Source organism: Mastigocoleus testarum BC008 (genome assembly GCF_001456025.1).
GTDB classification, from domain to species: domain Bacteria; phylum Cyanobacteriota; class Cyanobacteriia; order Cyanobacteriales; family Nostocaceae; genus Mastigocoleus; species Mastigocoleus testarum.
Map to the genome: position 1 here is coordinate 1 of NZ_LMTZ01000026.1, position 19,222 is coordinate 19,222.

Sequence of the window (19,222 nt, forward strand, 5' to 3'; positions counted from 1 at the left end):
ACCCAATGGTTATAATTCATTCCCCAATATTCACAATATTCCAGTAAGGTTGCATCTGGGTATTTTTCAACCATTGCAGCTATTTGAACTTCACATCCATCTAACTCACCCTTCATTAACCCACCTTGTGGTTTGGGTTTTACGTGACCTTCATTCTTCTTCATCAAGAGCAGTTTTTGTACAAAACTTTTGGCTACACCGAACCTGGAAGCCACTTTCCTAACAGAGGTATCACCTTGCTCATAAGCTTGTACTATTTTTTCTCGTAAGTCTATGGAGTAAGCTTTCATTTTACTCGTTGACGCACCAGAGCTAGTGTACCTCATTTACCTGCAATCTGCTGTATTATTTATTACTTGTTACTTGTTACTTGTTACTTATTACTTGTTACTTAATTATGGCTAATTAACACAAATAGTATCTTCGCCTTTTTCTTGACATTCCTTAAAGCTGATTTTATTGGCAATAATTGCTGATTTTATATCCAGTACTTGTTCTTTAATATTTGCTGGAACTGTATTACTAAACTTCCCTAAAGTTAAAATTTCTGCTTTTTCTAAACCAATTCTATAAACTTCGCCTTTAAGTAAATTTTGTTTCCCAAGTTCTGCTAAATAAGCAATTGCTAAATCTATTCTTTTCACCGCGCTAGTTAAAACTGCTTTGGGAGCTATATCTAATTGATCGTTGGTATTACCAAAAGCATAAATACCCCTTTCATTAGCAGTTTTTAAAACAGTCGCAGAAGCATTATCTAGCCATTGATATATAACATCTGCACCAGTAGAAATTAACGCTAAAGTTGCTTCTTTTGCTTTTGCTACGTCATTCCAATCGCCAGTAAAAGTAGAAGTAACTTGTATCTCTGGCTTAATGGATTTTGCTCCTAATTCTAATCCACGGAATTCTTCTTGAGTCGCAGCAAATTTTTGCCCGCCAATATAAGCTATCTTATTATTCTTGGTCATCAATGCGGCAATAATTCCACAAAGATAACTTGCTTGTAAATGTTCTATGCGTAGTGAACCAAAGTTAGCTCCAGAAACTGCGCCGTTTACTCCAACAAAAAAAGTCTGAGGAAATTGTGGTGCGACCTGCTGAATCGCAGCATCAAATTGTCCCCCGTGAGCAAACACCAAGTTATAATTACGACGAGCAAAATCAGAAAGTACTTCCGTTTGATCTGGTTGGGATACTTTCTCTAAGTGCGTTACTTCTGCACCTAATTTTTGTTTTGCTAACTGTATACCTTTATAACCTGATTCGTTCCAAGTCTTATCCGTAATAGGTCCAGGAAGGGCGATCGCAATTTTATATGCGTTATTTGTGTTGGATGCAGTGGGAGAATTTCCATTACAAGCTTTAAGTAGTAAACTTGTACCTACTGCAGTTCCACCATAAATCAAAAATTGACGTCTGTTGATATATTTAGACATTTCGATCTGGATTTATAAACCCTAGATAAATCTAGACTTTAACGTATTAAGTGAAGATTGTATTTAATAATTTACAATTAATTTAATTTTCAAATCAATAAAATTACTACTCAATAAAATTACTATGGTCGCTCTTTAAATATCTTAATCGTCGTTTAATCTTAATTCACTCTGCGGACTGTTGATAAATTTATTAATGAAATTTACTTCATAAGCACAAGAGTAAGGAGAATCATATAAAAATAGGCATTGACCCGATTTCAATTTCAGGCTCACAATATAGAAATAGGGTTTACCCATTTTTTGTTTACCTGTCTGACTTCTGGAAAGAATTTTATCAGTTGGTTGTAATACTTCCAATTTTTGAATTTTTTTGATTCGATCTTTGGAAATTTTGTCTTCGATAAGATGTTCAACTCTAGATAGAGGATATGTGATTTTCTGTTCCTTGCCGATTCTACGATTAATTATAGTAGTTCTGCCAGTAGATTTATCAAATAAAATATAGGAAGAAACACTTAAATTAACAACCAATAATGTTAGCGAAATCATAACTAGCAGAATCGCAAAAAGACCAATAATTCTGAGTAATGTTGGTTCTTTTTTTAGTTCGACTTCTAAAGATTGTTGTGTAATGTCACCAATAAAAGCGTTAATTCTATTGATTTTTTTGCTTGTCTCATTTAATGAAAAACCTACATCATCATTGGTTAGAAATGGAGTACTTAAATTTTGGTGGATGAGGATAATCCCATGACTTTTGACATTTTCATTTTCTAAGTTAGTTAGAGAAGCTGTTAATTTTGCTTCTTTAAGGTTTTCAATTTTTACTGCACTTTTATCAGAGCGAAAATAATTTGTTTGTAATTGGCTGAGTTCGCAAATTATTTTTTGACGAGAACTGCGATCGCATTCAAGCTTTGCTTGTACTGTTATAGGCTTGGAAAAAAACATAAAACCACCAAACAACAAAGGTATCGATTGGATAACAGCCAGTACTATTATTAAAAGGGAAGAGGCGCTCCTAAGATTGGATCGAGATAGCCTAACGGTTGTAGGTGTATACTTTGTGATGTGCAGGTGATTGGTCATAAGACTAATAATTTCAGAAGAGATCTCGTCTACCTGCTAGCCGCGAAAGCATTACATCCTAAGGTTGAATAAGGGGATAATACCCCCAAACCTAAATGAGGATACAGGGTAAGTCCCATTTTACACATAGTAAAAGTTTTATGTCCTATAGATAAAAGTAAATTCATAACCTTTTGAAATATGTGCAAGTTGCTATTTTTAATTACTTCGTATAGTCATTTTTCACTTGGAAATTGAAGTATTCTGTCCAAAACTTCCATTAATAAATCGACTTCAGGTAAAGTAATGAGTTTAGTATCTACCAAATAAGAGGATTTTAATTGCAATGATAGGAACTCAGAAAGGGCGCATGCTACTATCCCACAACTTTGATATTTTGGATGAAGTCATACCCCAACTTAGTCGAGAAGAGTTTGTCAGTACATTTGTTAATGGACTCAAGTTTTATAGTGATATTAGCTGTTCTGGGATTAGTAACCCCCATTGGATGGTAGAAGTTTTGTTTGACCCACATCAGCGATCGCCCCATGAAGTTGGGGAACTTTGTGCTGAAGCTTTGGGGAAAAAGCGTCAAACTCAGAAAAAGCCTAACTCTTCTCCATTAAGTATTTTGGCATTGGGAGGACTGAAGACAACTCCTCCCCTCAGCACTTCTCCAACTTCCCTTCAACCCGGAGAATGGGGAGTAGACGTTGTGGAAACAGCTTCAGCAGAGCATTTTCTCCAAGAAATTGACTGGGAAGTTAAAACTGCTTCTAAACCTCCTGAAAAAATTTTCAAAGTTGAATTAGAAGTTTGAATTGTTAGAATTTTAATTAATTTTTAGCAGCTTAGTTCTTGGAAGTTTAAATTGATATATATTCGTGTCGATTAGGGGATCAAGAGTAAAGTCAACGATACCTTTACCAGTTACGAGATCTGTACTAATCCGAAAATATTATGAGTGGGATGAGTTTAGATGATTTTATTGGTAATGATTCTTATACTTAGCCCACAATATTTCCGATATCTTACCGTTCTCTACGTACAGTTTGCTAAACAAAATGATATTTTTCCTATTTTCTCTCAAGCATACGATAATTCCTCAAAAATATAACTTTCTAGTAAATCTATCTTAGACTGCAAATCATTTGTATCTAATAATGCAATCTCCGGACACTTCTGTTAATTTGCCATTATTTTTCTTGTCAAACAAAATATATCCATCAGAATTTGGTTCGGAAAACACTTTACCATCAGATTCGCCTTCGAAAATTATCTTACCTCCTGAATAGCAAGTGACCGTAGCATCCCGATTAGACCAGTCAGATACGTTCCTTGATATTCCGGTTCTCCAGGAAGAGCAACCGCTAATACCCAGCGCAAATAAAATCAAAAATCCCGGAGAAAAAAACTTATTTCTGAGCATTTTACATATTTCCTCAGAATATCGCTGGTTGTCCTACCTAAATAATAAATCTAAAACAGAATAGCTAAAATTATTATTAGGGAGAGTAAAACTGCTTATTTTTCTCCTCCCGTAGAAGCTTTGAAAAAATAACACTACATTTTTTTCATCTTCACTTGATCTTGACGTTACGGCATCCCCTATGGTGATGAATATTTAGAAAAAATCAAACAAAAACATCATGTACAGCATTGGGGAATTTTCTCGGATCGCTCAAGTATCCAAGCGTTTACTACGTTACTACAATGAAATTGGGTTGTTTCAACCCATCAAAGTTGAGCCTGCGAGTGGTCATCGTTACTATAGCGCAAGCCAATTACCCACACTCAATCGTATTCTCGCACTCAAAGAATTGGGTTTGTCCTTGGATCAAATCCGGCGATTCATCAAAGATGATATCTCCTTAGAAGAAATTCAGGGTATGTTAATGATGAAAAAAGCCGAGCTAGAGCAACAAGTATTAGACGAACTCAAACGTATTCGCACAATTGAATCGCGCTTGAAGCAAATTAAAGATCGAGCGACCTATGTGCGTGATGTGGTAGTAAAACAAGTTCCCCAACAAAAGTTGATTGGGATACGCAAAGCCTTATCAACTTCTGAGTCGGGAGATAATTTATTTTGGTCTGTTATGGATGCTCTTCCTAGGGAGAATGATTCCACCTATGGAGATCTGACAATTGTCCTGCACGAGGATGGAGTAAGCAGCGACCGCACTGATATCGAACTTGGACGCTTGCTCAAAACAACCTCCCATGCTCCCCTTACTACCTATGATGGTATGACCCTTGCAGAGCGATCGCTTCCAGAAGAAACCATGGCTACTTTCATTCCCCCTACAGCCTCTTGTGCAAAACTGCTGGGGTACAACGCTATCGGTGAATGGGTCGAAGCCAATCAGTATACCTTCGCTGGTCCTGTGCGATTGGTCTTTTTAGAACTACCTAAACAACCAGGTGATTCGGACTTCGTTACAGAAATTCAGTTTCCCGTCCGCAAGCGTAGTGTCGAACTGGACTTGTTATCAATCAACTAGCTATAGCACAGAAATACTAACAGCAATCTAATGAAATTGAGCTATATCTTTAAAAGACAGGAGTATAAGAATGTTTTACCAAAACAAACAAAGCGTTGGAACGGATATAAAAGCTTTGCTTTCAACATTACGGATATTTGTACTCTTTAACATTATTTTTCGGGATATTCACGACCAGGACTTCTAGAGGAAATGATGACAGGAATCGTAAATGGTAATCGAGTAACTGAGGAAGGATTATTGCTAGGGGGATTGATGATAGAGATTCCCAATTTCCATGCTTCTCTTGTCTCAGGTATTGAAATATAACTTAAATCGCTGGGCAAACATCATCATAGGTGCAATAGGTATTACGTTTTTGACATACTCATATTATGTCCGCTTAATTACTTATGAAAAAATATGTTTGTAGTAGCGCTTTAGCGCCAATATTTGTCTATCGCGCTAAAGCGCTACTACTAACCTTATTACAAGTGTTTTACCGGACATGATATCACTGATACCAAGGATATGGATGATATATTTTTTGCAACTATAGAAGTTTTGTCTCTATCACTAATTGTTTGGTGTGCCTGGAAATGGCATAAACCGAAAGTATCAATCGATTAAATCTTTAAACACAACCTTTAACATTATCGAATCCAAGACAATCAAAGACAATCACAGCAAAAAAATCACACCAAATTAATAGAAGTGGCGATTTTAACATCATGTCTATAAATAGATATTCAAAGAAATGAATTAGTCGATCAATTAAATAATAGGAGATTACAATGAACCGTTCAGCTAAATTTTGGGACAAAATTGCACAACGTTATTCGGAACAACCCATTGCTGATGAAGCAGCTTACCAGAAGAAATTACAGGTCACCCAGGAATACCTTCAGCCAAATATGGAGGTGTTAGAGTTTGGCTGTGGTACAGGATCCACCGCCATCATCCACGCACCTTATGTTAAACATATTCGCGCAATAGATATCTCATCAAAAATGATTGAAATTGCTCGAGGTAAAGCTGAAGCGCAAAACATCACGAATATCACGTTTGAACAATTGGGTATTGATGAATTAAGTGTACCTGATGGAACCTTCGATGTAGTGTTAGGGCTTAGCATTTTGCACTTACTGGAAAATAAAGAACAGGTCATCGCCAAGGTTTATAAAATACTCAAACCAGGTGGATTTTTCGTCACTAGCACCACATGTCTTGGGGATACTATGAATGCGTTTAAGTTTATCGCGCCAATTGGAAAATTTTTGGGTTTGATGCCATTGGTCAAGGTTTTTACGGTACAAGAATTAGAAGAAAGTTTGACCGATAACGGTTTTGCAATTAACTATAATTGGCAACCTAGTAAAGACAAAGCTGTATTTATTATAGGAAAGAAGATTAATTAATGGCTGAGTAGGATTATTTTTACTTGCACGTACCACTATCAGAATTTTTTACTTCATGATGTTTTTCATTGCTGAGAGGATTTTCGATAAATAAAAATACCCCAAACCCTTACTTGAATTTGGATTTAGAGTATTTTCATTTTGAAGTTAAATTGCCTAGCCTTTGCGCTAAGCTAAAAGCATATCTCAGTTCAGACAAGTGACTCCCGAGCTTCCCTGGCTCGGGATTTTTTTGGCTATTGCTATGTAATATACATATACGTTTTGATAGCCGTAACTAATAATAATAACAAAAAAATAGTTGTGGTGCAATTCTACCGTTTAAGCTAAAAGCCAAAAGCCAGAGCTTTAACTAAAGTCTAAGCAGTACACAGTCTTTACATTTTCCGTCACTGACCAACTATGGTGGGTATTGGCAAGAAAACTCAGCACTGAGTCAGATATCTCACCTACTTATTAATATGTTTTTTAAGTATATTCGATCCCCAAATAGCAAGTACCTGGGGATTTGTATCTAAAATACAGGAAAGATTATCTTTCTATTCGCCGTCCTTTCAGCTTCTGGGAGGACGCTTTTGTCTTTCTAATTCCTCCGTCTCTTCGATCCATTGTTCGACGAGTTCAGCAACGACTGAACTCATCGAACGGTTCTTTTTGACACAAAGTATTTTAAGACGCATGTGGATGTCGGCATCTAAATAAACGCGTAAATCCTTGAGTTGTGGGTTTTCTGGCATCTCCTTTTAAGTAAAATCTCATCCGAGACATTATCCCATAACACGTATACGGCGCTACAAATAAAAGTATTTACTCATATACGGCATTAAGCACTTATGATAATTTTGCAGTGTTTTGATTTGGTTAGTGTAATGTTTAACAAGAAGTGGGTTGCCAAACGACTAACTGTAAATTTGGCAGCACAGGAAGCCAGGAAGCTGGAAAATTATTGTGCAGCGACAGGAAGACCAATGACTGATGTGCTGCGTCAACTGATTAGAGATAAGCTTTGACAAGTTAACTACTTTTGATAAGTTAACTGCTTTTGATAAATTAACTGATAATTTACGATCTGTAAGGGCGCACGTTTTTGAGGTGCGCCCTTTAAATTACTGCTGTATATTTTTTTGGAATTCCCCAAATGACCTATTGTAAAATCCCGATCGCATGTAATAGTCCGTGACCAGTAAGAAGTTCAATCAGTAAACCAATGAAACCAATCATTGCAATCCGACCATTCCACACCTCAGCAGAAGTGGTGATACCCCACTCCCAACGCTCTGGGGGATAAATTTTGACCTTTTTCTTCATCTGGTTGACTTGTGCTAAGGTCAGACTGGGATTTTCCAAAGCATCAACAGTTAAATCTGCTAACGCCTTCACAAATACTGGATGAGTATTTAGGGCTGGTACGCGACGGAAATTACTAATTCCACAATCTTCGGCGATTTCTCGGTACTCAATATCAATTTCTTCCAATGTCTCAATATGTTCCGAGACGAAGCTAATTGGTACCACCACCAAATCTTTAATTCCCTTTTCCCCAAGCTCCTCAATTGCATCTTCGGTATAAGGTTGCAACCATTCAACAGGACCTACCCGACTTTGATAAGCTAATGTATATTCATTCGCCCGATTGAGGGTTTGCATGATCAAATAAGTGCACTCCTCAATTTCTTGTTGATAGGGGTCCCCAGCTTCTTCTACATAGCTTTTGGGAACGCCATGGGCGCTAAAGAAAATATGAGCATTATCGGGATTGGGTAACTGATCGAGTTCTTGAGCGATCAATTCAGCCATTGCTTCCAAATAGCCCTTCTCCTTATACCAAGATGGAATAACAGTGTATTCAACTTCTTGAAGTTTCGGATTTTCTTGCCAAATTTTCTCGAGAAGCCGGAAGCTAGAACCGCTGGTGCTGATTGAAAACTGGGGATAAAGAGGTAAAATTACCACACGCTCAATACCATCGTCGATTAATCTGGCCATCGCTTCCTCTGTAAAAGGATGCCAGTAACGCATAGCAATATAAATTTCAGCATCTAGCCCTGAGCCTTGTAATTGCTCCCTAAGGGCTTCTCCTTGAGCTTCTGTAATTTGACGTAGAGGTGAACCTCCACCAATCTTACGATAGTTTTCCTGAGATGTTTTAGTTCGTCGAGTGGCGATAAACCAAGCTAGGGGTTTCTGCAACCACCGAAACGGTAGGCGGATAATCTCCGGATCGGAGAATAAATTGTACAAAAATGGCCCGACATCTTCTAATTTATCTGGCCCACCGAGGTTTAGTAATAATACGCCTACACGACCCATGGCAGTTTTTATCCCCCAAATTTTTTCAGCTTTTTTACTAATGTTAACAATATATCTTTATTAAAGATATAAGTTAACAGAAAGGTAAGCACCAGTGGCTACATTTTTAAGAACATTAAGCTATCGTTACCAATGGTTATATGATGGGATCTCCCGCATCGCAGCCTTGAGTGTTGGCGGAGAAAATAAGTTTCGTCAACTAGCTTTGCAAGGCTTAACAATTAACTCAGATAGCAGAATTTTAGATTTATGCTGTGGAAGCGGTCAAGCCACACAAATCTTAACTAAAATATCAAGAAATGTGACTGGATTAGACGCTTCTCCTCTTTCCCTGCAACGAGCAAAAGAAAATGTTCCTCAAGCGAATTATGTGGAAGCATTTGCAGAAAATATACCTTTTGCCGAAAATAAATTCGATCTTGTCCACACAAGTGCAGCATTACACGAAATGCAGCCGGAACAATTGCAAAAGATTCTCAAGGAAGTATATCGTATATTGCAACCAGGAGGTGTATTTGCTGTTGTAGATTTTCATCAACCGACAAATCCCTTATTTGTACCCGGTTTATGGGTGTTCTTTTGGTTATTTGAAACAGAAACGGCTTGGAAGTTGTTAAAAAGCGATTTACCTGAGTTGCTTAGAAATGTGGGATTCAAGGTTGAAGAGCCGAAGTTATATGCGGGTGGTAGTTTGCAAGTAATTCAAGCGAGAAAGTGATTTAACAAAATCAGCAGGACTTACGCATGTGCATCGATTTACGTCATTACGACGTTAGGAAGTAATCCCAAAAGCTTATTTTTGCGCAGTTAGTGCGTAATAAAAAATAAAGTGTAAGTGCGTTGCTAGTCTCGCATGCTGTAGGTCTTGCGCAGCAGCAATCATATCTGAGATAATAAAAATCTTAAAATTCTCCACCTAATTTTGGGGTATCTAAGGGGCCGTAATATAACTGTAAAAGTTGACATTTCTATTACAAGTCTTGGCGTGAAAGAAGAAATAACCCATTTTTGCAAGAATCAAACCACCCATCCCATAATTCCCAGCCCCTACCCATCCATATACCTAACGGTAGATAAGCCTGAGGTGAATTTTGCAAGAATGTGCTTTCGTTGTAATTAAGCCATTTTTTGTCTAGCCACATTCCTCGACGCCAACCTACACTAACACCTAAATTTTTGTAGTTTCTTCCAACCTCTTCCCAAATCCGCTTTTGCACACTGAATCCAAAGTGTCCATAACTATATTTTACCCAAAGCTGATCGATGCTACGTAAATCTGTTCCAGGAAAGTTTTCGATCGAGTCGCTATCTAACCAAAATTCTTTTTCTCTGTCAGCAGCTTTCAGCATCACTTTAAGAGTTTCTTGATCGGCTTCTTTCCACTTTCCAGCTTTCAGTAAATCCTGTAGTCGTTTGTAATTAATTCCTCGATCAGAACTGAGGTCATCTTCTTCTATTTTCAGTTGGTTTGAATTTTTTAAATATGGCTTTTGCTGACTAATTCCCCAATCTAGACTATTCACAGATACCAGTGTACGAGAATGTGAGTTAGGTTTACTGCAAATTTTTTCCTCAAAAATTTGTAACTCTAAATTTCCAGGATTGGAAAAACGTGCAGCATGCAATAAATCTTGTACTTTTCCTTTCGTTTCAGCCCATCTAATTAACTCAAATACTATGTCTGAATGATTTTCTCCTGTCGCGATCGCATCCAGATTTTTATTTAACTCAAAGCTAAGCATCTGTCTGAGTTGCGATGTGGAAGGAAATGCACTTAAAAGCGATTTGTGAAAACTTTTACGCTGTCCACCATTGAGCTGCATAGTTTTTGAACGTAGTATGGGAAATATTTAGGAAATTTATATTAGTGGTACAAAATATTGTACGTAATTATCCTAGTATAATTATTTTTCTATAAATTTCAGGAGGATGTAAAACATCCTTTGGATCTATCAAAAATAAATCAAGATTCTTATATCGAATCAATTTTTCTTTTATTTTTTCTATTATTCGTGTGATACTAACCCACAATACAAGCTGCTAGTACGCGTTACTCTAAATAAGTTTTTCCAACATATTTTAGCTATGGGGTGAAGCTAAACCGAAGGTCATTGCTAAAAATTTGTGTTCGCTTAGCGCATGCTTTGGCTTATCACAATATGATTTTGACTTTGATTTTGATTATGATGCGTACTCAGGCCATACTATACGGTTAGCTTTGATTTCTTGTATGTAGTATTAGTTTTCAATTACAGTTTTCAATTACTTTCATATTCATGAGCACTAAAGTAGATTTATATAGCCAAACCCGGAAACATTGTCACACTGCAAAAATGCATCTAGAACGTGCGATCGCATATTGCAATTGTAGTTCAGAGATGGATAAACCCCTAGATTGGGCGCTGGATGCAGCATTTAACGAAATCCTTTCTGCAAACCAAAGTCATCTCAAATCTCAAAAATCGAATCCAGAGCGATCGCTTAAATACATCAAACAAACTCAGAATGAAATTGAACAGCTAATTGGTTCTGTAAATGAAAAACATGTTTTAGTTCAAATGATTAAATCCTGTTCAAAACGCTTAGAAGAAATAAGCTGAGTGAAAGACAATATATTAGATTATTCGTAGTTATTGTTTTTGATTAAGTTTAAATAATAAATATTTACTCCCTCAGGATTTGGACGAATTGAGTCGCTACTTATTTGTAATTTCTTCTAAATCCAAGGGAGTATTGCAGTTATATAGCATTAAATTGGTTTGTGTATCGACAGGTAAAGGTTGTACGCAAATATGAGAAAACCATTTTTGAAACGATCGCCCACCTGTTTGTAAAAAACCTTGTAATTCCGCGAGCACCTCTCGGCGATAAAAAGCACACATCGGTTCCCAAATGTCTGAGCGCTGAGGTACTAAAGCATCTATTGATAGTGGTAGTTCTGAAAGTTGATTTATCCAACCTTGCAAAATTTCTACCTTGAGTAAAGGTAAGTCGCAAGCTAACAATAAAATCCAATCATTAGGAATTTGACTTAAACCTTCCGCAAAACCAAATAAAGGTCCCCTTCCAGGTTGGGATTCGATCAGATATTTGCACTCGGGCGGTAAAATTTGCTGATAGCGTTCATTCCAAGGGCTTAAAACATAGACATTTTCAGTACAAGCTGCAGCGACTTGATAAACGTGTTGCAATATCGGTACGTCATTGTAGCTGATTAATGCTTTATCCTCACCCATACGGAAACTTTGACCGCCAGCTAAAATCAGTGCAGCTAAATTTGTAACTTTGTGGAATGTAGCTGCCATAATAATTATTTCAACTAAAAAGCACGACTGAAGAAGTTTAGGAAAGCAACAAGCAAAAAAAACTTACAGACTGACAACTGTTAACTATAGCCCGTAAGGGCGTGGCGCTAGCCATAAACTGTTAGCAAAGTGTGCGCTCTAGCGCATTAACTGTTAATTGATTAAACCGAATTCCTTTAGGGCGGGATAAAAATTCTTATTTTCATGACTGGGACGACTCAGCTTAATTAAAGCAAAGCGTTGTAGTGGTGTCAAATTTTTCCACTGCTCAACACCAATAGTTACACCACATTCAGCCGCTTTATTTTCAGTTGTGGGGGGAATTTCTTGGTCATTCGTCCAAGCAGGATGAGGATCTATCTCTAGCTCCCCTGCTTTGTGACCTGTTTTTTCTACAATTAAGCCTTGCAAATATTCGCTGTAACCTTGACTTTCTTGAGTAGTGTTACAAGGCATTTCTACTAAAGTTTTACGTTCGTAATCATCAAGTTGATGCCAGTGAGATAGCTTGAGTTTAACACCGCAAGTATCAAGCTTTAAACGTACCTGCATGGGTATACAACGCAGTGTATCAACAAAGTCTGCTTCAAATTGGAAAAAGGTCATTGGTAATTGGTAATGGGTAATTGATAATTGGTAATTGGTAATTGGTAATTGGTAATGGGTAATCCAAGATTGCTCTTAGTAAATAAAAATAAAATAAATAAAAATAAAAAACCTATGTAATCTGTGTTAGGCGCGCAAGATAATGTCTTTTCTTCGGTCATTGCTATCATTACGCCGTAATGCACCGCTATATAGGATTAATAGACATCAATGTATCGTCAGATTTAAAAGGCGTATATTTGCATGTTTTTTGACTCCAAAAAGAATCATGACTACAAGCAAACTATCACAACTTGTACCCGTGGTATGAATCATTTCCTGAGTTTCTCCATCCTCTGAGGAAACAAATTCTTAGATATGCAGCATTGTAACTACTAAAACACAGTCGCAATCAGCTGATTTGCGTAATCGTTATTTTTCTAGAATATTCTGTTACATCGGTTACTTTTTATTAAAAAAATTAGTATATTTAATTACTTTTTTCGTAATTTTTTTATAATCAAATCATTGAATTCTTTGCTTGGGCAAAGTTTGTTGCCATGAAAACTAACGACTTAAATCACTCTAATAATTTTGATTTGGTGTCGAGAGAAGTCTCGGTTAGCCAATACAAACAATCTTCCACCCAAGTAGTTGTTGGGGTCGTTTTGACTTCTTTCGTATTGGCTTTAATCCCGATTGTTTATGGCTTTAGTTTGACATCTTCATCAACTCAGAAGACTGTAATAGTTCCTGGTGAGGCAACTCTGTGGTCTCCTCTGGGAGAGCGCTAACGGCTAAGATTTGGACGGCGCAAGCTTTTAACTCAGGCTGCAAAGAGGTCGGACAAGCCTCATGGTGGGTCAGCAGGTTAGCTTCAGCATCATTAGACCATAAAGCACCCCAGTGCATGGGGACAAAAACAGTGTGAGGAGCAATTGCTTTAGTTATTTTTGCTGGAAAACGAGCTTTTCCTCGACGCGATCGCAATTCAACTAAATCTCCTTCTGCAATTTTTAATTTGGCAGCATCGCGGGGATGAATTTCCATAAAAGGATGGGGATGCATCTTAACTATTTTCTCTATCCTTCCCGTGCGGGTTTGGGTATGCCAATGACCGTAAAGACGCCCAACTGTAAGCACGAAAGGATACTCGTTATTTGGTGGTTCGGCCAAGCCTTTAGAGTGATAAGCTGCGAAAATAGCCCTTCCATCATTAGTCTTAAAACGTAGGTTTGTATATAGACGTTTTCCTATATGTGTGATATTTTTATCTTTATCTCGATGACTGAAGAGAAATGAGAAGATTCCCATTCTGGATGTAGACTCATCTTCTTGTAGCAAAGCAGTATCTGGGCAAGGCCATTGTATTGGACCAAATTCGGCCAATTTTTCATGACTGATTCCGGTCATGTCACATAAACGCCCACGAGTTATCTGTGTAAACTCGGTGTGAACTGCAGTAGCATTAGCAAAGTTAAATTCTCTGGTAAAACCGAGACGACGTCCTACTTCGGCAAATATTTCCCAATCTGGACGAGCTTCCCCTGGAGGGGACCGAAACTGGGGACAAAAAGTCACTACTCGTTCTGAGTTGGTCATAGTGCCAGTTTTTTCACCCCACTGAGCAGCAGGTAGGAGAATATGGGCGTATGCGGAAGTTTCTGTGGGATAATAGGCGTCTTGATAAACCGTGAAGGGAGATTTTAATAAAGCTGCTTTGGTTCTTACTAGATCTGGCATACTAACAGCAGGATTTGTTGCAGCAATCCATAACAAACCAACTTCACCCGTTTCCAAACCAACTATTTGGTTCCAAGCATCTCGACCGGGAATCGGGGAAATTTGTCCTGGATTTAATCCCCAAAATTGCTCGATTTCTGCTCGGTGTTGGGGATTTTTTACCGTTCGGTATCCAGGAAGAATATGAGCCAAACCGCCAGCTTCCCTTCCTCCCATGGCGTTTGGTTGACCGGTTAAAGAAAAAGGTCCGGTACCGGGTTTACCAACATTTCCAGTCATTAAATGCAAGTTAATTAAAGTTCTTACCTTTGCTGTCCCCTCGGAAGATTGATTCATTCCCATAGACCATAAAGATAATACTCGCTCCGAATCAGCCCAATAACGAGCAGCTTGTTCAAGATGATCGATTCGGATCCCACATCGACGAGCAACTGTTTCCGGTGGATAGTGGCGAATAACTTCTGCGTAGGCAGGAAAACCTTTGGTACACTCATCCATGAATAAGGTATCGATCGCATTCCATCGCATCAATAAATGGGCAATACCATTGAGTAGATCGATATCTGTACCGGGTTTGATTGCTAAATGTAAATCTGCAACTTCGGCTGTTTTTGTACATCGGGGATCGACCACAATCATTTTCACATGCTGATGCTTTTTGTGATACTTCCGCAAGCGGTTAAAAACAATTGGATGACATTCAGCGGTGTTAGTACCAATTAAAAAAGCACAATCAGTTAATTCTAAATCTTCATAGCAACAGGGTGGTCCATCAGAACCAAAACTTTGCATATATCCCGCAACAGCTGAAGACATGCACAGACGGGAATTTGCATCAAAATTATTTATTCCAAGACAGCCTTTAAGGAGTTTTTGAGCAATGTAGTAATCCTCAGTTTGGAACTGACCGGAACCATACATGCAGATTCCATCCGCACCATAGTTTTGACGTACGAACTGAATGCGATCAACAATTTTATTAAATGCTTCATCCCAGCTTACCCTACGAAAAGGTTCTGATAAAGAATCCCTGATCATTGGGTATTTGAGACGACTTTTATCTATAGATTCGGTAATAGTTGCACCCTTAACACAAACCATCCCCTGACTAGAAGGATGGCTTTTATCTCCGATTGTTTTCCAAATTGGGTTCCCTTCACCATCTCTATGGGTCGAACGACCTGTTCCAGCAGGAGGAGAAACTGTTAAACCACAGCCAACACCACAGTAAGGACAAACGGTTTTAATAGACTCGGACATAATGTCAATTATCTTTGATATTAAAGATTTGTATTAACTTGCGATTATTTATGTGCTTAGTTATTTTTGCCTTAATGTATTAAATGCTATTATGTTATTTTTTATATCAGAAAATGTAGAATGATTCTCAACTATATGCTTTTATCGAAAGGCAATATCAAAATATTTATCTGCAATAAACCCGGCTATTGAAATAACCGGGTCTACTGACTGCGATTTAGATAATATCGTTGGGGTTCATGCCTACGGGAATTTCAGATCCTTGATTTAAACCAGACTCATCTTCTTCACCTTCATGGTGTTCAGCAAAAGAGCCTTTGGGTTCTTTGAGTAAGAACCAGCACATGAAAGCAACTATTAGAGCTGCAACTCCCATCATTTGAAAAAAGACCGTATTGGACTGAGCAATAACTGCTGCGGTTTGCTCACCACCACCGCTCAACCATTCCGGTAATAAGCTAAAGATAGTTAGATAAGCCACGGCACCAACGTTACCATAAGCACCAACATTACCAGCTATTTGCCCAGTAACCCGACGCTTGACCAATGGAACAATAGCAAAAGTAGAACCTTCTCCAGCTTGCACAAAGAAGGAACAAGCCATGGTCAGCAAAATAGCTAGTGGTAACCACCAACCATCATTAACTCCTCCCATCATTAAATAACCTATACCCATCCCAGCCGTTAGGATAGCCATAGTATTTTTGCGGCTACCCAACCTGTCAGAAATAAAACCGCCACCAGGACGAGACGCTAAGTTCATGAATGCATAGCTAGCAGCAATCATTCCCGCCAAAGCCTTGTTTAAAGCAAATGTTCCCTCATAAAATGCTGGGAGCATAGAAACTACAGCTAATTCCGAACCAAAGTTCACAACATAAGTTAACTCGAGAATTGCCACTTGAGAAAAACTATAACGGTCTTTGGGGGGATATTTTTTCCTACCCGAGAGCAAGTCTTTGTTAACAACCAAACAGTTATAAGCTTGGAACAAATATAAGGCAGCTAGTCCAGCCCAGACAAGGTAGAGAGTATTATCACCGTATAAACCAACCTTTTTCAAGCGCCAAGCAAGAACTCCCAAAATTCCTGATAAGGGTAGGTTCATTAACATCAAGAACCAGAAATCACCAACACTGGTAACTTCTAAACCTCGGGCGCTTTTGGGTTTTTGGTAAACTTTTCCAGGAGGATGATCTTGGACATTAAAGAAATAAAGAATACCGTAGAGGGCTGCAACTACACCACTTCCCGCAATACATAACCGCCAGTTAAGTAAAGCCTCTCCTGTTTGTGGGTTAAGAGCTCCAAAAGCTAACCACGCACCAATTGTAGGTAAAGTTAATGCGGCACCTGCAGAACCAAAATTACCCCAACCTCCGTATATTCCCTCAGCTAAACCAATCTCTTTTGGAGGAAACCATTCTGCAACCATGCGGATACCAATTACAAAACCCGCACCTACAATACTTAATGCTAAACGGCTAATTACTAACTGGGTAAAGTTTTGGGCGCTAGCAAAAGTAATACAAGGAATTGCTGCATAAATTAGCAATAGGGAGTAGGTAATTCTCGGACCGAATCTATCCAATAACATCCCGATGATAATTCGGGCTGGAACTGTCAAAGCAACGTTACAAATAGCTAAGGTTCTAATCTGACTAACTTCTAAACCAAAGTCTGCTTTTACCTGTGTTGCTAAGGGTGCAAGGTTAAACCAAACAAAGAACGAGAGAAAAAAGGCAAACCAAGTCATGTGCAGGATTTTATACCTGCCACGGAAAGATAAAAGTTCTGTAAGCATCTCTATTTTTGTATTTCTCTAGCTAAAACAACGCTGTTAAAAAAAAACCAAACGCAAGTGAATCTACACTGAATATTGAGAGAAAACTGGCTTTCTGAGTTTTTGAGCTTTTGAATTTATGAGAAAAATTTCTAGTAAAAATGGTAAATATAAGCACCCGTAGTAGTTAAGCCCTCTGGAAGATTAGATTTAAGAAGACCAAATCTAGGAAGATTAAATTTGATTTTCTTAAATTCGAGACTCTTAAACTTGAGAAGACTAATTCTGTTTTGGTTGAGCACCAAAATCCTTTGTCAAGATATTTCGTAATACTGGTAGTAAATCTTCGCAGGGGATACCTTTTTGGACGCAAGTTCCTAAACGAGCATCTTTACCTACTTTACCCCCCATATATAGGTCTACCCCTTCAACGGTTTTCCCGTCTTTACGGACTTTGGTTCCCATCAGACCAATATCTGCTACCTGGGGTTGACCGCAGGAATTAGGACAACCAGTCCAGTGAATTCTCACATCTTCAGGTATGTCTAATTCTCTATCTAATTCTTTAGCGATAGCTAAAGCTCGGCTTTTGGTCTCAACCAAGGCAAATTTACAAAACTGTGCCCCGGTGCAGGATACTAATTTTCTTTCCAAAGGTTTGGGATTGATAGTAAACTTTTGCAGCAGTGGTTCGCTGAGGAAAAGATCCAGGTTCTCTTGAGAAATGTTGGGAATAATAGCATTCTGTTCTACTGTCAAACGAATTTCTCCGCTACCATAAACCTCCGCCAGACGCGCCAAGTCAAACATACTTTGAGCGTCGAGTCTTCCCACAGGAATGTGTAAACCAGCATAGTTCAAGTTAGGTTGCTTTTGCACGAACACGCCGATACAATCACGCTTTTCCCAATCAATTTCATCTTTTTCTGCAGCGGTAGCGAGAGAACGAGCCATTTTCTCCTCAACTGTTTCTCGAAACTTTTCGATCCCCAACTCATCAATTAACCACATCAATCGTGATTTTTGTCGGTTAGCGCGCAAGCCGAGATCGCGGTAAACACTTAATATTGCCCAACATAGATCTACAACATCCTCATTGGGAGGAACCCACACATCTAAAGGTACAGCCGCAGCGCAACGCTTGGCGGAAAAGAAACCACCAACCAAAACGTTAAAACCTAAATTTCCTTCCTTATAAGCCGGAACAAATGCTATGTCATTAATTTCAGCATGGACAGAGTTATCTCTTCCCCCCTCTATTGCAATATTAAATTTACGTGGCAAATTGGTAAATGCATAATTACCTTCACCTTTGTTGGTAATCATATCTTGTACTCGCTGAACTAAATCGCGAGTATCAATTAATTCGTCCCCATCCAATCCAGCGACTGGAGATCCAGTTATATTCCGTACGTTATCCATTCCAGACTGCATAGATGTCATCCCTACAGCTTTGAGACGACGGAAAATATCTGGTATATCTTCGAGACGAATACCCCTTAATTGAATATTTTGCCTTGTAGTTATATCAGCACTACCATCAGCACCATAACGCTGAACGATTGTTGCAAGGCTCTTTAACTGCGAACTCGTAAGAATACCGTTTGGTGTTCGCATTCGTAACATAAATTTACCAGGAGTCACAGGGCGGTAGAAAATACCTACCCACTTCAAACGATGCTCCAGATCGCCTTTGTCCATCGCCTCCCAACCGATTTGGGCAAAATGTTCTAGTTCATCTTTAACTGCAAGCCCATCTTTCTCAGCTTTGATTTTTTCAAACTTGTTGAGAGTAGCTGCTGCTTTTTCTGGTTTAGTAGAAGGCACT

18 protein-coding genes are annotated in these 19,222 nt (G+C 38.4%); 6 read left to right on the forward strand and 12 right to left on the reverse strand.

The window, feature by feature from the left end:
• The 3 genes from BC008_RS05950 to BC008_RS05960 form a co-directional block, all read right to left on the reverse strand.
• Window positions 1-290, reverse strand: a 290-nt coding sequence (locus BC008_RS05950) for an IS630 transposase-related protein (protein ID WP_058183343.1), incomplete at its 3' end; no start/stop codon positions are given.
• Window positions 291-401: 111 nt separating this feature from the next.
• Window positions 402-1,436, reverse strand: coding sequence for a BMP family protein (locus BC008_RS05955; RefSeq protein ID WP_027846488.1), 1,035 nt, complete (start codon window positions 1,434-1,436; stop codon window positions 402-404).
• A gap of 144 nt (window positions 1,437-1,580) precedes the next feature.
• Window positions 1,581-2,390, reverse strand: coding sequence for a hypothetical protein (locus BC008_RS05960; RefSeq protein ID WP_058183337.1), 810 nt, complete (start codon window positions 2,388-2,390; stop codon window positions 1,581-1,583).
• Between the two features lie 463 nt (window positions 2,391-2,853).
• Between BC008_RS05960 and BC008_RS05965 the strand changes: the two genes are divergently transcribed.
• On the forward strand, window positions 2,854-3,327 hold the full coding sequence (locus tag BC008_RS05965) for a DUF2656 domain-containing protein (protein ID WP_027846486.1): 474 nt from the start codon (window positions 2,854-2,856) through the stop codon (window positions 3,325-3,327).
• Between the two features lie 327 nt (window positions 3,328-3,654).
• Here the strand turns inward: BC008_RS05965 and BC008_RS05970 are convergent, their stop codons facing one another.
• Entirely contained in the window at window positions 3,655-3,936 is a 282-nt protein-coding gene (locus BC008_RS05970; protein ID WP_036268509.1) for a hypothetical protein, read from the reverse strand.
• A gap of 220 nt (window positions 3,937-4,156) precedes the next feature.
• Between BC008_RS05970 and BC008_RS05975 the strand changes: the two genes are divergently transcribed.
• Together BC008_RS05975 and BC008_RS05980 are read left to right on the forward strand one after the other, a co-directional pair.
• Window positions 4,157-5,011 (forward strand): MerR family transcriptional regulator, encoded by an 855-nt coding sequence (locus BC008_RS05975; protein ID WP_027846485.1) that lies wholly within the window; start codon window positions 4,157-4,159, stop codon window positions 5,009-5,011.
• Between the two features lie 773 nt (window positions 5,012-5,784).
• Window positions 5,785-6,408 (forward strand): class I SAM-dependent methyltransferase, encoded by a 624-nt coding sequence (locus BC008_RS05980; RefSeq protein ID WP_027846037.1) that lies wholly within the window; start codon window positions 5,785-5,787, stop codon window positions 6,406-6,408.
• 554 nt (window positions 6,409-6,962) lie between these two features.
• On the opposite strand, the gene BC008_RS05985 is transcribed toward BC008_RS05980, so the two are convergent.
• Entirely contained in the window at window positions 6,963-7,145 is a 183-nt protein-coding gene (locus tag BC008_RS05985) for a plasmid partition protein ParG (protein ID WP_027846038.1), read from the reverse strand.
• 132 nt (window positions 7,146-7,277) lie between these two features.
• Here BC008_RS05985 and BC008_RS05990 point away from each other — a divergent pair, with 132 nt between their 5' ends.
• Window positions 7,278-7,418 carry a ribbon-helix-helix protein, CopG family gene (locus BC008_RS05990; RefSeq protein ID WP_036267929.1) on the forward strand — a complete coding sequence of 47 codons (141 nt, stop codon included), beginning with the start codon at window positions 7,278-7,280 and terminating at the stop codon, window positions 7,416-7,418.
• A gap of 133 nt (window positions 7,419-7,551) precedes the next feature.
• Here the strand turns inward: BC008_RS05990 and hemH are convergent, their stop codons facing one another.
• Complete coding sequence (gene hemH, locus BC008_RS05995) at window positions 7,552-8,718, reverse strand: ferrochelatase (protein WP_027846039.1); 1,167 nt, start codon at window positions 8,716-8,718, stop codon at window positions 7,552-7,554.
• Window positions 8,719-8,812: 94 nt separating this feature from the next.
• Between hemH and BC008_RS06000 the strand changes: the two genes are divergently transcribed.
• Window positions 8,813-9,436: a class I SAM-dependent methyltransferase gene (locus BC008_RS06000; RefSeq protein ID WP_027846040.1), complete on the forward strand. Its 624-nt coding sequence runs from the start codon at window positions 8,813-8,815 to the stop codon at window positions 9,434-9,436.
• Between the two features lie 253 nt (window positions 9,437-9,689).
• Here BC008_RS06000 and BC008_RS45680 read toward each other — a convergent pair whose 3' ends face one another.
• Window positions 9,690-10,541 carry a GUN4 domain-containing protein gene (locus BC008_RS45680; protein ID WP_063800746.1) on the reverse strand — a complete coding sequence of 284 codons (852 nt, stop codon included), beginning with the start codon at window positions 10,539-10,541 and terminating at the stop codon, window positions 9,690-9,692.
• Between the two features lie 453 nt (window positions 10,542-10,994).
• Between BC008_RS45680 and BC008_RS06010 the strand changes: the two genes are divergently transcribed.
• Complete coding sequence (locus BC008_RS06010; protein WP_058183338.1) at window positions 10,995-11,318, forward strand: hypothetical protein; 324 nt, start codon at window positions 10,995-10,997, stop codon at window positions 11,316-11,318.
• Between the two features lie 96 nt (window positions 11,319-11,414).
• Here the strand turns inward: BC008_RS06010 and BC008_RS06015 are convergent, their stop codons facing one another.
• From BC008_RS06015 to BC008_RS06035, 5 genes are all read right to left on the reverse strand, one after another.
• Complete coding sequence (locus tag BC008_RS06015) at window positions 11,415-12,023, reverse strand: molybdenum cofactor guanylyltransferase (RefSeq protein ID WP_036267926.1); 609 nt, start codon at window positions 12,021-12,023, stop codon at window positions 11,415-11,417.
• A 153-nt stretch (window positions 12,024-12,176) separates the two neighbouring features.
• Window positions 12,177-12,629 (reverse strand): nitrate reductase associated protein, encoded by a 453-nt coding sequence (locus BC008_RS06020; protein WP_027846043.1) that lies wholly within the window; start codon window positions 12,627-12,629, stop codon window positions 12,177-12,179.
• A gap of 690 nt (window positions 12,630-13,319) precedes the next feature.
• Window positions 13,320-15,611 carry a molybdopterin oxidoreductase family protein gene (locus BC008_RS06025; RefSeq protein ID WP_027844530.1) on the reverse strand — a complete coding sequence of 764 codons (2,292 nt, stop codon included), beginning with the start codon at window positions 15,609-15,611 and terminating at the stop codon, window positions 13,320-13,322.
• 217 nt (window positions 15,612-15,828) lie between these two features.
• Window positions 15,829-17,415, reverse strand: coding sequence for an MFS transporter (locus tag BC008_RS06030; protein ID WP_027844529.1), 1,587 nt, complete (start codon window positions 17,413-17,415; stop codon window positions 15,829-15,831).
• Between the two features lie 258 nt (window positions 17,416-17,673).
• Window positions 17,674-19,221, reverse strand: coding sequence for a ferredoxin--nitrite reductase (locus tag BC008_RS06035; protein WP_027844528.1), 1,548 nt, complete (start codon window positions 19,219-19,221; stop codon window positions 17,674-17,676).
• Window position 19,222 lies beyond the last annotated feature (1 nt).